At 61.9% G+C, this 14,708-nt stretch carries 11 protein-coding genes and 3 pseudogenes; 9 read left to right on the top strand and 5 right to left on the bottom strand.

Translation table 11 applies throughout. The annotated features are described in order from the left end of the window. Positions 1–40: 40 nt before the first annotated feature. Positions 41–1,168: an alkane 1-monooxygenase gene (locus tag ACM62R_RS01230; protein ID WP_415182248.1), complete on the bottom strand. Its 1,128-nt coding sequence runs from the start codon at positions 1,166–1,168 to the stop codon at positions 41–43. Positions 1,169–1,260: 92 nt separating this feature from the next. On the opposite strand from ACM62R_RS01230, the gene ACM62R_RS01225 reads away from it, so the two are divergent. From ACM62R_RS01225 to ACM62R_RS01215, 3 genes and pseudogenes are all read left to right on the top strand, one after another. Next, positions 1,261–1,896, top strand: a complete 636-nt coding sequence (locus ACM62R_RS01225) for a lysoplasmalogenase family protein (protein WP_415182247.1) — start codon at positions 1,261–1,263, stop codon at positions 1,894–1,896. Positions 1,897–1,956: 60 nt separating this feature from the next. Then, a complete protein-coding gene (gene ftsY, locus ACM62R_RS01220) occupies positions 1,957–3,075 on the top strand; it encodes a signal recognition particle-docking protein FtsY (protein WP_415182246.1) in 1,119 nt (372 codons plus the stop codon). Between the two features lie 95 nt (positions 3,076–3,170). Then, positions 3,171–3,386: pseudogene (locus ACM62R_RS01215) on the top strand (multidrug transporter); the annotation flags it as partial. A gap of 160 nt (positions 3,387–3,546) precedes the next feature. Here ACM62R_RS01215 and ACM62R_RS01210 read toward each other — a convergent pair. Continuing rightward, positions 3,547–4,357 (bottom strand): annotated as a pseudogene (locus ACM62R_RS01210) (IS3 family transposase); the annotation flags it as partial. Positions 4,358–4,413: 56 nt separating this feature from the next. Between ACM62R_RS01210 and ACM62R_RS01205 the strand changes: the two are divergent. Then, positions 4,414–5,024 (top strand): annotated as a pseudogene (locus ACM62R_RS01205) (EamA family transporter); the annotation flags it as partial. 14 nt (positions 5,025–5,038) lie between these two features. Then, positions 5,039–5,644: an inner membrane-spanning protein YciB gene (locus tag ACM62R_RS01200; RefSeq protein ID WP_415182245.1), complete on the top strand. Its 606-nt coding sequence runs from the start codon at positions 5,039–5,041 to the stop codon at positions 5,642–5,644. Here the strand turns inward: ACM62R_RS01200 and ACM62R_RS01195 are convergent. Beyond that, positions 5,641–6,330, bottom strand: coding sequence for a glutathione S-transferase family protein (locus tag ACM62R_RS01195; RefSeq protein ID WP_415182244.1), 690 nt, complete (start codon positions 6,328–6,330; stop codon positions 5,641–5,643). The genes ACM62R_RS01200 and ACM62R_RS01195 overlap by 4 nt on opposite strands. Before the next feature lie 150 nt (positions 6,331–6,480). Here ACM62R_RS01195 and metZ point away from each other — a divergent pair, with 150 nt between their 5' ends. The 3 genes from metZ to ACM62R_RS01180 all read left to right on the top strand — a co-directional run bounded on the left by metZ (position 6,481) and on the right by ACM62R_RS01180 (position 11,326). After that, positions 6,481–7,656, top strand: coding sequence for an O-succinylhomoserine sulfhydrylase (gene metZ, locus ACM62R_RS01190; protein ID WP_415182243.1), 1,176 nt, complete (start codon positions 6,481–6,483; stop codon positions 7,654–7,656). An 88-nt stretch (positions 7,657–7,744) separates the two neighbouring features. Next, positions 7,745–8,848, top strand: coding sequence for a GTP cyclohydrolase FolE2 (gene folE2, locus ACM62R_RS01185; protein ID WP_415182242.1), 1,104 nt, complete (start codon positions 7,745–7,747; stop codon positions 8,846–8,848). Positions 8,849–8,959: 111 nt separating this feature from the next. Continuing rightward, the gene (locus tag ACM62R_RS01180) at positions 8,960–11,326 is read left to right on the top strand and encodes an ATP-dependent helicase (protein WP_415182241.1); all 2,367 of its coding nucleotides are present in this window, start codon (positions 8,960–8,962) and stop codon (positions 11,324–11,326) included. A gap of 59 nt (positions 11,327–11,385) precedes the next feature. Here ACM62R_RS01180 and ACM62R_RS01175 read toward each other — a convergent pair whose 3' ends face one another. Beyond that, complete coding sequence (locus tag ACM62R_RS01175; protein ID WP_415182240.1) at positions 11,386–12,171, bottom strand: 23S rRNA (adenine(2030)-N(6))-methyltransferase RlmJ; 786 nt, start codon at positions 12,169–12,171, stop codon at positions 11,386–11,388. A 538-nt stretch (positions 12,172–12,709) separates the two neighbouring features. Next, the gene (locus ACM62R_RS01170) at positions 12,710–12,925 is read right to left on the bottom strand and encodes a DUF1127 domain-containing protein (RefSeq protein ID WP_415182239.1); all 216 of its coding nucleotides are present in this window, start codon (positions 12,923–12,925) and stop codon (positions 12,710–12,712) included. A gap of 248 nt (positions 12,926–13,173) precedes the next feature. Here ACM62R_RS01170 and ACM62R_RS01165 point away from each other — a divergent pair, with 248 nt between their 5' ends. Next, positions 13,174–14,262: an Mrp/NBP35 family ATP-binding protein gene (locus tag ACM62R_RS01165; RefSeq protein WP_415182238.1), complete on the top strand. Its 1,089-nt coding sequence runs from the start codon at positions 13,174–13,176 to the stop codon at positions 14,260–14,262. Positions 14,263–14,708 lie beyond the last annotated feature (446 nt).

Below are 14,708 nucleotides of genomic sequence, written 5' to 3'. Positions count from 1 at the left end.
TGCGGCCAGCCTGCCAGAAAGCCGCCATCGCTGCCACCCACTAAGGTGTGAGGGGCGCAGGCCTTGCCTTTTGTAGCCGCGCAACCCGGCGGTCCATCACCCGGCGCCACAGCGGCGGCACCAACGCCAGCGCGGCCATCGTGGGCAGCGACCGTGGCAGTATCGGGCGGTCTGGCGTCACCGGACCCAGCCGTAGCGCGGGATATTCGCGCGCCGGGTGGGCGTGATGGTCGGAATGGCGCGGTGCGTTTAGCATCCACAGCGATGAGGCCGGGTGTGGCGCATCCCAGCTATGGGCGGGGCCGACGGGCTCATACCGGTCAAAGGCCAGGGCGCGGCGCTCCAACCCGTAATGCTGGACATAATCGGACAGCAAAAGCTGCATCTGCGCATAGGCACAGAGCAGCAGATAGACCAGCACCCCGCCCCCCCCGAAAACCGCACCCGCCAGCACCAGAAACCCGATCCCGCCCGCCAGATAGAGCCAATAGGGGTTTACCCGGCGCAATGGTCGACGCAATCCGCCGCCCCGGCGCTGATCGGCGCGCTGCGCCTCCATCTCATAGCCTGCGATGAACGACCCCAGCCACGCGCGCGGCGCAAAGGCCCAGAACCCCTCGCCCAATGCGGCGGAATTCGGGTCATCGGGGGTGGCCACAAACCGGTGATGCACCAGCCGATGCGCCGAGGTGTGATGCCCGAACAGCAGCGAAATATAGACCCACATGCCCAGCACGAACAGCCCCCTGTCGGCGCGGTGGATCAACTCATGCGCGTTAGAGTTGGACACCTGCCCAAAGAACATCCCGAACCCCAGAAACACCGCGATCCAACTGCCCCAGGTCAACCCCGTTCCCCCTGACAGCGCGAAAACCGCCAGCGCCAGCGCCCCGAAATGCGCCACCGCAAGTGCAACCGAAAGCCGGTTCGCGGCGGGAAACTCGACCCCCTCAGGCGCATCGGGCGCGGCCCGCGCAATCAGCGCATCGAGCGCAAGGATCAGCACCGCAATATACCCCAGCGCAGCCCAGGCCCAGACCCCGCCAAATACTGCCCCCAGCGCCAACAACGGCAGCGGCAGCAGCGTGGCAAAGGCAAACCCCCGCACCTGCGGCATATGGTCAGCCAACGCCCTGAACGGGTTTTCAAAACTTGGTTTGCGCAGCATCGGACACCTCTTTTGCGCCAGACTATAACCAAATTCGGCCAAAGAAGGGCAGACGCCTTGTCACAGGTCAGAATTTAAGCGCTTCTGGGCAGATGAGCGACAACATCTTGGTGATTTCACTGTTTTCTGCGGCGCTGTTGGCGGCGTTGGCGATGGCGTTCCACTACTGTGTGCAAGACCCCAGCGCGGCAAAATCCGTGATCAAGACCACTTCGGTTGCAATGCTGGCGCTGATTGGCGTGGTGATTGACGCGCCGATGCTGGTGATCCTTGGCCTTGGTCTGGGCGCACTTGGCGATTATTTTCTGTCGCGCCCCGGCCAACGCGCTTTTCTGGCGGGGATGGGGGCGTTCGGGGCGGGGCATCTGGCCTATGTTGCGGCCTTTGTCGGTGCAGGTGCAGCCCTGCCGCCGTTCTGGCCCGCGCTGGCCCTGATCGGCCTTGGTCTCTCGACCGAATCGTGGCTGGCGCCGCGCACCGGTTCCTTGCGGCTTGCGGTGCGGGCCTATGTGCTGATCATTCTGGCGATGGCGCTTGCCGCGTTGGGCCTTCCGCCCCGCCTTGGCCAGATCCGCGCCGGGGCGCTGGCCTTCCTGCTTTCGGATCTGGTCCTGGCACTTGAGATATTCGTGCTGTCCGATGGCCCCTTGCGGCGCGCGGCCAAATATCTTTTATGGGCGCTTTACTGGCTGGGGCAGGTGTTGATCCTGTTTGGCTCGGTTGCCTAAGCAGCCTTTCTTTCACCCTCCGGATTGATTAGGTGAGAGGGACAAGCGAAAGGCCTTCCGATGTCGTTTTTCAACAAGCTGAAATCCCGCCTGCTGAAATCCTCCTCAAAACTTGAGGAGGGGCTGGATGCGATCATCGCCGAGGCCCCGGTTGAGACACCCCCCGACGCCGCCCCCGAAACGGCCGTCACGCGCCAACCCGACCCGGCCCCCCAGGCACCGCAGGCCCCCGCCCCCACCGCAAAGCCGGACCCCGCCCCGGTACCAGCACAGGTTGCCGACCCCGCCCGCAAACCCGGCCTTTTCGGCCGCCTGCTGGGCCGCGGCGAAGACCCCGCCGCCCCGCGTCGCGCGCTGGACGATGCAATGCTTGAAAGCCTCGAAGATCTGCTGATCCGGTCCGACATGGGGGTTGAAACCGCACTGCGCGTCACCGCCAATCTGGCTGAGGGACGGATGGGAAAGCGCCTCTCGACTGCTGAAATCCAGACCCTGCTGTCCGATGAGATCACCCGGATCATGGCCCCCGTCGCCCGCCCGATGCCGCTTTACCCCACAAAACCGCAGGTGGTGCTGGTCGTCGGCGTCAATGGCTCGGGCAAGACCACCACCATTGGCAAATTGGCCAGCCAGTTCCGGGCTGCCGGCAAATCGGTGATCATCGCGGCGGGCGATACCTTCCGCGCCGCCGCCGTCGAACAACTTCAAGTCTGGGGCGAGCGCGCCGGTGTGCCGGTCCTGACCGCCCCCGAGGGCTCGGACCCCGCATCCCTCGCCTTTGATGCGATGACCCGTGCCCAGGAAACCGGCGCTGACCTGTTGATGATCGACACCGCAGGCCGCCTGCAAAACCGCGCCGATCTGATGGAGGAACTGGCCAAGATTGTCCGCGTGATCCGCAAAAAAGACCCCACCGCCCCGCACAACACGCTTTTGGTGCTGGACGCCACCACCGGCCAGAACGCGCTGTCGCAGGTCGAAACCTTCCGCAACATCTCGGATGTGTCGGGCCTTGTGATGACCAAACTTGACGGCACCGCCAAAGGCGGCGTTCTGGTCGCGCTGGCCGATAAATTCGGCCTGCCGATCCATGCTATCGGCGTGGGCGAACAAATCGACGACCTCGCCCCCTTCGACCCCAAGGATTTCGCCCGCGCCCTTGTCGGCCAAGACCGCTAGGATGGGCTTTTTTTGGCGAAAATACTCGCGGGGGGAAGCCCACAGGGCGCGGGGGGCCGCCAGCCCCCCGTCCGCAGCAACAGCCCGCGCCACCCATCCGCGAATGGCTGATTTCGCTTGAAGGCACCGAGGCGGGGCATCGCGCGGCGATGGGGCTTGCACTGATGGCGGCGGTTCTGCACGCAATCTTCGGCACGCTGCAAAAGGGGCGCCATGACCCGTGGCTGTCGCGCGCCGCCATTGATGCAAACTACGGGCTGATCGCCGCCCCTATCGCCTTCTTCGTTGTGCCTTGGCCGGAACCGGACCTGCACCGGTTTCATTCCGGTCAGGTGCACATGTTAGACGGCCCATTGTTCGAAGGCCACGGGTGATTTCGAGCCGAGGGCTAGTGCTTCCGGCGCGGGTTCTAGAAGCCATTGATGTATTCCGTTGGCTGGCAATGGTTTGTTTGCAAACCATGAGAGGGCACTTCTGGTTCGGCTCGCTCGCGCTGAAGTCCTGCTGCAAGGGATTCGGCGCGATGTTGAAGGCGTAATCCCCCCTCTCGGGCATGCAAGGCATGCCCTGCCAGTCGACGGTTGGTGGTGCGTTTGAACTTCCGGAGGCGGATGACCTGGATGCCGTTCTGGCGCATCAGACGGCCAACGCGGCGCTGGCCGACGCGGATGCCCCGCTCGTTCAACTTCTCGGTCATGCGCGGCCTGCCCCTTGCGGCGATGCAATCGCCTAACGGGCAACGCATAGCTGCGCAGGCTCAGGCGGTGCTGATCGCGGATAGGGTCAAGAGCACCATGTCGCGTCGCTGCCGGTGCGACGGGGGCCTGTGCTTTCAGGCATGGAGCCCACGTTCTGAAACGCCCATCAGGCGGCACAGTTGGTCGCGGGTCAGGGTACCGCGATACCCAGCAATATACTGAAACTTCACGGCTTTTGGGCCGCGAAGAAACCTCTCGCGCTTGCAGGCATACGCTGCCGGTCAACGCATCGCCGCCTTTTTTGGCACCTCCCCCATTCGCCGGAAAAACAGTCTCCCAGACGGTTTTCCTGTCCGGCTCAAATCCCGGAGAATGCGGTTCCCTTTGCGCAACCGTTCGTTCTTACAAAGCAGTTCGGCGTCCTGCGCAGGAACTTTGGATTCCTCAGAAAACATCCGAACCCATTTGCCAAGGGTCGAATGCCCAACCCCCAAATCAGACGCAACCTGACGCCGTGTCAGGCCACTAGTGAGCGCGATGCGCACCGTATCCCGCTTGAACTCGTCGCGCGGTATCGCTGCCATATCCGGTCTCCTTGATGGCGGGTATTGCTCTCAAAAAACCGGAACGAAACCGGTGCTGGTCCAAACCGCCTCTTTGGCCGATCCTGGCCGGGGCCCTCTTCATTCATATCGGCTATGAACTGGCACAGACGATGACCTACAGCCGGGGTGCCTATACCGTGGCCTATCCGGTGGTGCGCGGCACCGGCCCGCTGTTCGCGGTGATCGGGGCGGGCGTGGTTTTTGGCGAACATTTCACCTTGGGGCAATGGGCGGGGGTGGCGACGCTGCTGACCGGCGATTTTTCGCGCTTTACACCATCTATGACGCCTACGGCATCCGTGCGACGCGCGATCCGTTCACGTTTTTGGCGTGGTTTTTCTTCATTGACGGGTGGTTCATGCCGCTGGTGACCTGGCGGCGCTGGTCTTCGGTCCCCAGTTCCGAGAGTGTGCCGCTGATGAAACGCGGGCTGACCGGCGCCATCGTTGCATTTTTCAGCTTTGGCGCGATCTTGCTGGCCACACGGCTGGACAAGGTCGGAGAGGCGGCGGTATTGCGTGAAACCTCGACGGTGTTTGCGGCCTTGATCGGTTGGTTGATCCTGGGCGAAAAGGTGGGGTCACGGCGCGTCGCGCTGATGGCGCTGATTGCGGCGGGGGCGGTGATTGTGGAAATGGCAGGCTGAAGGAAAAGCAGGATATGGCAGGCAAAAAGATCAGCCCATGGGTCAAGATCGGTCTTGAATTCGGCCCGTTGGTCGCGTTTTTCGTCGCTTTCGGGCGGCTCAAGGATCAGACGTTCCTGATCCATGGCACCGAATATTCTGGCTTTATTTTGGCCACGGCGGGGTTTATCCCGCTGATGGTGCTGGCCACGGCAATCCTGTGGCGGCTGACTGGGCGGTTGGCACCGATGCAGATTGCGACGTTGGTGCTGGTGGTGGGGTTCGGCGGGCTGTCGATCTGGCTGAACGACCCCAAGTTTTTCAAGATGAAGCCAACCATCATCTACCTTCTGTTCGCAGGCCTTTTGACGTTGGGCCTGCTGCGCGGCAAACCCTGGCTCGCGCTGGTGATGGAGGAAGTCCTGCCGATGCAACCCGCCGGCTGGACCATCCTGACCCGGCGGCTGATCGGGTTCTTTCTGGGGCTTGCCGTTGCCAATGAGGTGATCTGGCGCAATTTTTCCGATCAGGCCTGGGTCAACTTCAAGACCTTTGGCCTGACCGCGCTTATGTTTGGCTTTTTCATGGCGCAAAGCCGGTTGTTCACCCGCTATGCGCTTGAAAAAGAGGATGAAACCTAACGCTTGAACAAAACTGCCTGCGCCGCCTTGTCCGTGGTCAGATCGCCGCGCTTGTCCTCTGCCACGGCGCGGCCGCGCTGCACCGCGGGGCGGGCGGCCATCAGATCCAGCCAACGCGCCATATGGGGTTTATCTTCCAACGTCTGGTCCTGTCCCTCCCACCGGCTTGCCCAGGGCCAGATCGCAAAATCCGCAATCGACAGGAAATCACCCGCGACGAAAGCTGCCTTGGCCAATTGCCGGTCCAGCACACCGTAAAGCCGCGCCACCTCGGCGCGGTAGCGGTCCTTGGCGTAGGGCAGATCGTGTGGTGGTTCCATTGCCGGAGCATAGCGCAGAAAATGATGCGCCTGCCCGGCCATCGGGCCAAGGCCGCCCATTTGCCACATCAGCCATTGTTCCACCGCGATCTGGTCGCGCGGGGTCTGCCCGTAGAACTGCCCCGATTTTCGCGCCAGATATTGCAAGATTGCACCGGATTCAAATACCGAAACCGGCCCTTCCGGGCCCTCGGGGTCCACAATCGCGGGCATCCGGTTATTGGGTGAAATCGCCAGAAAGTCCGGGGCGAACTGTTCGCCCGCGCCAATATTTACCAGCTTTACCCGATAGGGCAGGCCCATTTCCTCAAGCGCGATGGATATTTTCCAGCCGTTGGGCGTGGGCCAATAGTATAGGTCGATCATCTGCCTGCCTTTCGTTTTCGTCTGCCTGACAGATGGGCCTATACGCGCCCGTAGCAAGCCCTGATTGCGGCAGGGGCCGTTGACCCCGGCTTCGCTGCGCGCTACGCCGCAACTGCGGCGCCAAGTCGTACTCAATTTTGGGAGACATTGATGGACGACTGGAAAGCCCGCACCAGACTGGTGCACGAAGGTAGCCGCCGCAGCCAATATGGCGAAATGGCCGAGGCCCTGTTTCTGACCCAGGGCTTTGCCTACCAGACTGCCGAAGAGGCCGAGGCCCGCTTTATCAAGGCGGGTAAGGATGAATTTATTTATGCCCGCTATGGCAACCCCACGACACGCATGTTTGAAGACCGGATTGCCGCGATCGAGGGCACCGAAGATGCCTTTGCCACCGCCAGCGGCATGGCGGCGGTCAATGGCGCGCTGACCTCGATCCTGTCGGCGGGCGATCATGTGGTGGCAGCGCGGGCACTGTTCGGGTCGTGCCTTTATGTGTTGGAGTTGCTGGGCCGTTTCGGGGTTGAGGTGACGCTGGTTGACGGGTTGGACCTTGACCAGTGGCGCGCCGCGCTGCGCCCCGACACCAAGGTAGTGTTTTTCGAATCCGTCTCAAACCCGACGCTGGAGGTGATCGACATCAAGGCGGTGTGCGATCTTGCCCATGAACGGGGCGCCACCGTGATCGTCGATAACGTCTTTACCACGCCGATATTTTCCAACGCAGTGGCGCTTGGGGCCGATGTGGTGGTCTATTCCGCGACCAAACACATTGACGGCAGCGGCCGCGCCATGGGCGGCGTGGTGTGTGGGCGGCGCGATTATATTCGCGGGCCACTTGAAGCCTATATCAAACATACCGGTTCCGCGATGAGCCCGTTCAACGCCTGGATCATGCTTTCGGGGCTGCAGACGCTGGATCTGCGGGTCCGGGCGCAGGCCGACACTGCCTTGCAACTGGCGCGTACCGCAGAAAGCCATGGCGCGGTGGCACGCACGATCTATCCGGGACTTGGCAGCCATCCGCAACACGGTTTGGCATTGGACCAGATGGGATCGGGCGGCACAATGCTGGCGCTGGATCTGAAGGGCGGGCAGGCGGCTGCGTTCCGGTTCCTCAATGCGCTGCGCATCATCAAGATATCGAACAATCTGGGCGATGCGCGCTCTATTGCGACGCATCCCGCCACGACCACCCATCAAAGATTGCCTGATGAACATAAGAAGCAATTGGGCATCACCCCCGGTCTTGTCCGGCTTTCCGTCGGGATTGAGGATGCGGGCGATCTGATTGATGAGGTTACAGCCGCATTGGATATGATCTGAACGGCGCCTTGCGACGTAATGGATTGGACAAACACCGAAACGGTCCCCACATATGGGGGGCCGGGTGATCGGCCAAGGGAACCGGACAATGAACATTCATCGCAAGACCCATACCGCCACCACGCCCGAACGTAATGAGGCCGAGGCGGCCTTGACCACATTGCGCGCCTGGGCCGCGGGCGCCACCCCGACCGAGGTTGCCTTGCTGGACCCGGCCATCGCGCGGCTGCTGCCGGGGCAGGGGGCGGGAAATTACCCCGATCTTTCGCGCCAGTATGATGCGGGCTTTACGGTTGACGCTGCCTACAAGGCCGGTCTGCCCGATCTGCAAAATGGCCCCGCCAGCCTGATTATCGGCGCGCGCACACAGATTCAGCATGTCGGGATTTCGAATTTCCGCCTGCCGATCCGCTATCACACCCGCGACAACGGCGATATCACGGTGGAAACCAGTGTGACAGGAACCGTCAGCCTTGATGCCGAAAAGAAGGGCATCAACATGAGCCGGATCATGCGGTCCTTTTACGGCCATGCCGAACGCGCCTTTTCGTTTGCGGTGATGGATGCCGCACTTGATGACTATAAAACCGATCTGGAAACCATCGATGCGCGGTTGCAGATGCGATTTTCCTTTCCGGTCAAGGTGGCCAGCCTGCGCTCGGGCCTTGCGGGGTGGCAGTATTACGACATCGCGCTGGAACTGGTCGAGGTGGCCGGGGTGCGCAAAAAGATCGTGCATCTGGATTATGTCTATTCATCCACCTGCCCGTGTTCGTTGGAACTGGCCGAACATGCGCGGATGACGCGCGGGCAACTGGCAACGCCCCATTCGCAGCGCTCGGTTGCGCGGCTATCGGTTGTGGCGGAACCCGGCAAATGCCTGTGGTTCGAAGATCTGATCGACATCGCCCGCCGGGCGGTGCCGACCGAAACGCAGGTGATGGTCAAGCGCGAGGATGAGCAGGCCTTTGCCGAACTGAACGCCGCCCACCCGATTTTCGTAGAAGATGCCGCCCGCGCGTTTGCCGCAGGGCTGATGGCCGACCCGAGGATTGGTGATTTCCGGGTTCTGGCCAGCCATCAGGAAAGCCTGCACAGCCATGATGCGGTAAGCCTGCTGACCGAGGGGCCGACCTTTGCCAGCGAAAGTCTGGACCCGCGGCTGTTTGCGAGCCTGATCCACGGCGGCTAGGGCTGGGCCGTTCGGGATCTGAGTATTTGAGCCAAACAAAAGCGCAAGGGTTTTGCGAACAATCGCAGAACATGGCTTTTCCTTGGGCGCGTGCGGCGCTAGGTTGGGCGGATGAGCGGATATGATGATGAAAGCGCCTTTGAAGGCGCGGCCCAGAGCCTGTCGCAACGTGCCATGGCGGCGCGCCCTCAACCTTATATGGAGGGGCTGAACCCGGCACAACGCGCCGCCGTCGAGGCGATGGACGGGCCTGTGTTGATGCTGGCAGGTGCCGGCACCGGCAAGACCAAGGCGCTGACCTGCCGGATTGCCCATCTGCTGACCACCGGGCGGGCGCGCCCGAATGAGGTGTTGGCCGTGACCTTCACCAACAAGGCTGCGCGCGAAATGAAAGAGCGGATTGGCCATTTGCTGGGGCAGACGATTGAGGGGATGCCCTGGCTGGGCACGTTCCACTCGGTCTGTGTGAAACTGTTGCGCCGCCATGCCGAACTGGTCGGGTTGAAGTCGAATTTCACGATTCTGGATGCCGATGACCAGATTCGCCTGCTGAAACAACTGATCAATGCCGCAAATATTGATGAAAAGCGTTGGCCTGCCCGGATGCTGGCCGGAATCATTGATGGCTGGAAGAACCGCGCGCTGACGCCGGACAAGATTTCGGCGGGCGAGGCGGCGGCCTTTGATGGGCGCGGAGGAGAGCTTTACGCCGCCTATCAGGCGCGTTTGCGCACGCTGAATGCGGTCGATTTTGGTGATTTGCTGCTGCATGTGGTGGGGATATTTCAGGCGCATCCCGATGTTCTGACGCAGTATCAGCGCTGGTTTCGCTATATTCTGGTGGACGAGTATCAAGATACCAACGTGGCGCAATATCTGTGGCTGCGGCTTTTGGCGCAGGGGCACCGCAATATCTGCTGCGTTGGCGACGACGACCAGTCGATCTATGGCTGGCGCGGGGCCGAGGTCGGTAACATCCTGCGGTTCGAGAAGGATTTTCCCGGCGCCGTTGTGGTCCGGCTGGAGCAGAATTACCGCTCGACCGAGCATATTCTCGGCGCGGCGGCGGGGCTGATCGAGGCAAATTCCGGACGTCTGGGCAAGACCCTGTGGACCGAGGCCAAGGGCGGCGAAAAGCTGCGGCTGATTGGCCATTGGGACGGCGAGGAAGAGGCGCGCTGGATTGGCGATGAGGTGGAGGCATTGGCGCATGGAATGCGCGGCCTGGGGCGTATTGGGCTGAATGGGCAGGCGATTCTGGTTCGGGCCAGCCATCAGATGCGCGCTTTTGAGGACCGGTTTTTAACCATCGGCCTGCCCTACCGGGTGATCGGCGGCCCGCGCTTTTACGAGCGGTTGGAGATTCGCGATGCAATGGCCTATTTCCGGCTGGCGGTGTCGCCCGAGGATGATCTGGCGTTTGAGCGGGTGGTTAATACCCCCAAACGGGGGCTGGGCGACAAGGCGCAGCAGGTGATACAAACCGAGGCCCGCGCCGCTGGGGTCAGCCTGTTGGACGGCGCGCGTGCCGTATTGGCGCGCGCAGCGATCGGCGGCAAGGGTGCGGTGCAGTTGCGCGCCTTTGTTGACGGGGTGGACCGCTGGCACCGCGATGTTCTGGCCGGGGCCAGCCATATTGCGCTGGCCGAGCAGATCCTGGACGAATCGGGCTATACTGCGATGTGGCAGGCCGACAAGACCCCTGAGGCGCCGGGCCGCCTCGAAAACCTGAAAGAACTGGTCAAGGCGCTGGAGCAGTTTGAAAACCTTCAGGGGTTTTTGGAACACGTCTCGCTGATCATGGATAATTCGACCGAAGATGCGGCCGAAAAGGTCAGCATCATGACGTTACACGCCGCCAAAGGGCTGGAGTTTCCGGCGGTGTTTCTGCCCGGTTGGGAAGAGGGGCTATTTCCCAGTCAGCGCAGCATGGATGAAACCGGGCTGAAGGGACTCGAGGAAGAGCGGCGGCTGGCCTATGTGGGCATCACCCGCGCCGAGACGCTGTGCACCATCACCTTTGCTGGTAACCGGCGGGTTTATGGCCAGTGGCAATCGCAGTTGCCGTCGCGCTTTATTGATGAGTTACCCGCCCGGCACGTCGAGGTTCTGACCCCGCCGGGGTTATATGGTGGCGGTTACGGTGCGGCGGGGATGGGCTTTGGCGGTGGCGCCGCACGGTCCGGGATCGAGGAGCGCGCGGCCAAGGCCGATGTTTATAATTCGCCGGGATGGAAGCGCCTGCAAGACCGGGCGGCGCACCGGCCCGCCACGGTCGCGCGCCAGCCGGTGATTGATTTGCACGCGGTCGCCGCGTTCTCGGTAGGAGAGCGGGTGTTTCACCAAAAGTTCGGCTATGGCGCGATTGTGGCGATAGACGCCGACAAGCTGACGGTCGCGTTTGAGAAGGCCGGGGAAAAGAAGATCGTGGCAGGGTTTGTGACATCGGCCGATCAGGCGGATGATGTGCCGTTCTGAGGGGGCGTCAGCGACTGTCTCCGCCCCCGCGGGGGATATTTTTCGCAGTGCGGCGCGGATCAGGGCAGGCGGGCGAATAGCTGGCCAAGGCGGCGGGCCTCGTCTGTCAGGCCCCAGGGTGGGTTCAGGACGAAAAGCCCCGACCCTATCATACCGTGGCCTTCGCGCGCGGGGGCAAAGCGGACCTCGTGCAGCAGCGCCCCGGGGTGGGTGCGGCTCAGGGTGGCGGTCATCGGCAGATGCGCGGCGCTGGTCAGGATCGGATACCAAAGCGCAATGATGCCGACGTTCCATTTGCGCGCGACCTGGCCGATGACCTTGGGGATCTGGTCGTAATCGGATTTCACCTCATAGCTGGGGTCGATCAGCATCAACCCGCGGCGTGGCGTGGGGGGGGTGATCGCCAGAGCCAGCTCCAACCCGTCGATCTGGCGAAAGATCCCGCCATGCGGCGCCATCGTTTCGCGTAGCGCGGCAAATTCCTGCGGGTGCAGTTCGGCCAGATGGATATTGTCGATCCGCCGCAAAAGCTGGGCCGCCAGAAGCGGCGAGCCGGGGTAGGCGTTCGGCCCATGGTCGGCGCGGGTCTGGGCCAGCGCGCGCGAATAGGGGTGATCGGGCGCAAACCAGCCCAGCTTTTGCACGCGGGCGATGCCCTGCGCCGCCTCGCCGGTCTTTTGCGCGGCCTCGCTGTCCAGCGCATAGAGCCCGCGCCCGGCATGGGTTTCGATGTAGCTGAGCGGTTTATCCTTGGCCGTCAGATAGCCCAGCATCGTTGCCAAAAGGGCATGTTTATGCACATCGGCCAGATTTCCGGCATGGTAGCCATGTTGATAGGACAGCATCTTTCCCCCCATCGGTTTTCTATCAGCTAACGCCGCGGTCGCGTGCTTGCAATGCCGGGGCCGCGTTTGGTGTGGGTAAGACGGGGGCTTTGGTCTCTGGCGGGAATGGGTCATGTCCATTTCAGAACGCACAACGCGCTTAAGCCTTGCACCGCCGTTCCCATAAAAAAACGGCGGGCCCAGGGAGGAGGGGGGCCTTCGGATATTGCAGCGGCATCCCCAGGGAGGAGGAGAGAGATGCCGCCAGACGATCGGCCCAGGGAGGAGGAGGGGCCTTTCGTATGCGCTGGGGACATGGCCCCGAATGTCGTCCCGTGCCACCGGGAAAGGAAGTGCGGTAGCCCCAGGGAGGAGGAGGGGGCTACCGTCTTCATCACGAGACCCCAGGGAGGAGGAGGAGGCCTTCGCTTGGCGTTCCGGCGGGATTCTGGTGAACCCTGCACCGGTATCTGACGCGGCACCCTCAGGGAGGAGGAGGAGAGCGCCGCTGATTTCCAAAGCCCAGGGAGGAGGAGGGGCCTTGGAGAATTCCGTGTGCTTACTTGCCGTAAGCTGCTTCCATCGCTACGCGGGTGATCATCGAGCGGTTAAGCCCCAGATCATTCAGTTCGCGGTTGCTCAGCAGGTTCAGTTCACGCGCAGTCTGACGGTAGACGCTGCGACGCTGACGTGCTTCTGAAAGACCTGCGAAAAACGTGGAAATACGGTTCATGAAACCATGTTCGATGCCGCGGATGTCTTGCACGAGTGCCATTTTCTTCGCCTATTTGTTTGTTTGTCTTGCGATGCTCTATCGCTGTTGGGGCTAACATGGCCCTAATGCTGCGCTTGCACAATAGCTCTTTGAGTCAATGCTGCCATGCAGAAACTGCATAACGATTACTGACCTATTTTCTTTGCGTATGACCCGATTTTGGGCGGGTCGGGTAGATGATTGGAATATGCTCTTGTTCTCTGGGGGGAATCCGCCAAAGTCGCGTCATATAGGATAAGAGGTTCGATATGATGCCGACCAAAGACACCGTCACCGCAGCGTTGCGGGCCATCGCCGTGCCGGGCGGCGGCGATCTAATCAGCCGCGATCTGATCCGCGCCCTGACCATTGAGGCAGGCACCGTCCGGTTTGTGCTGGAGGGTGAGACGCCCGAGGCTGCGAAAATGCTGGAAACCCTGCGCCCCGCTGCCGAGTCGGCGGTGCGTGCGCTGCCCGGCATAACCACCGTTGTCGCCGTGACTACCGCACATGGCCCCGCGCCAAGCCCCGCACCAAAGTCGCCAGGGCTGAAAATCGGCGGCCATCCCACGCCGCAGGCGGGGCCGGTGCCGGTGCAGGGGGTGCGCAGCATCATTGCTGTGGGGTCCGGCAAAGGCGGGGTGGGCAAATCCACCGTCGCCTCCAACCTTGCGGTGGCGCTGGCGCGGGCGGGTCGCAAGGTGGGGCTGCTGGACGCCGACATCTACGGTCCCAGCCAACCCCGGATGATGGGCAACACCCAGCGCCCGGCCTCGCCCGACGGCAAGACGATCATGCCGCTTGAGGCGCATGGCGTGACCTTCATGTCGATCGGCTTGATGATGAAGGAAGACGAGGCGGTGATCTGGCGCGGCCCGATGCTGATGGGGGCCTTGCAGCAGATGCTGGGGCAGGTGAACTGGACGGCGGGCGGTAGTGACCTTGATGTGATGATCGTCGATCTGCCGCCGGGCACGGGCGATGTGCAACTGACATTGTGCCAGAAAACGCCGCTGGCAGGGGCGATCATCGTTTCCACCCCGCAGGACGTGGCCTTGCTGGATGCCCGCAAGGCGCTTGATATGTTCAAAAAGCTGAACACCCCGGTGCTGGGCCTGATCGAGAATATGTCAACCTATGTCTGCCCCAATTGCGGCCATGAGGCGCATCTGTTCGGCCATGGCGGCGTGGCCGACGAGGCGAAAAGGCTGGGCCTGCCGTTTCTGGGCGAGCTGCCGCTGGATCTCTCGGTGCGCCTTGCGGGCGATGCGGGCACCCCCGTCGCGGCGGGCAGCGGCCCGATTGCAGACGCCTACGCCCACATCGCCGCTGCTTTGGTGACCCAAGGCGTCGCCTGACCCACCGCCCGGACTGGAATTCATGGCCCCGACGCGTGCGTTGGGGCCATGGTATTTCATGGGAATTGCCTGCCGGAATCGCGTCATATCCGAATCACCTGCGCGTGATTGAACGTGATGGAACCGATATTCCGGATATTTTTCCACCATGTCCCAAAAAAATTAGATCAAAATGGGATAGCATGGGATTGGTTTGCCTCACCCACACATGGCTATATTTAGTGGGTGTGCCTTGGCTTGAAACTAATTGTGCCGCAATACCGGCCTTACCCTATGAAAACCCCTTATTTCAAAGCGCCAATACGCCCGTTCTTCTACGGGTGTGGCCACAAATTCCTGTTGCTTCCCGTGAATTCCCATGTCATCCCTTGTTCATCGAAGGAAGCAGGCACAACGGGACAACAAGATCCCAAAGGCGAAAATAGCAGGTTTCATACAGGCACCCG

This window comes from Phaeovulum sp. (assembly GCF_047638075.1).
Classification (GTDB): Bacteria; Pseudomonadota; Alphaproteobacteria; order Rhodobacterales; family Rhodobacteraceae; genus UBA6197.
The sequence above is the reverse complement of the archived record's forward strand: the minus strand, read 5'-3'. Positions and strand labels throughout refer to the sequence as shown.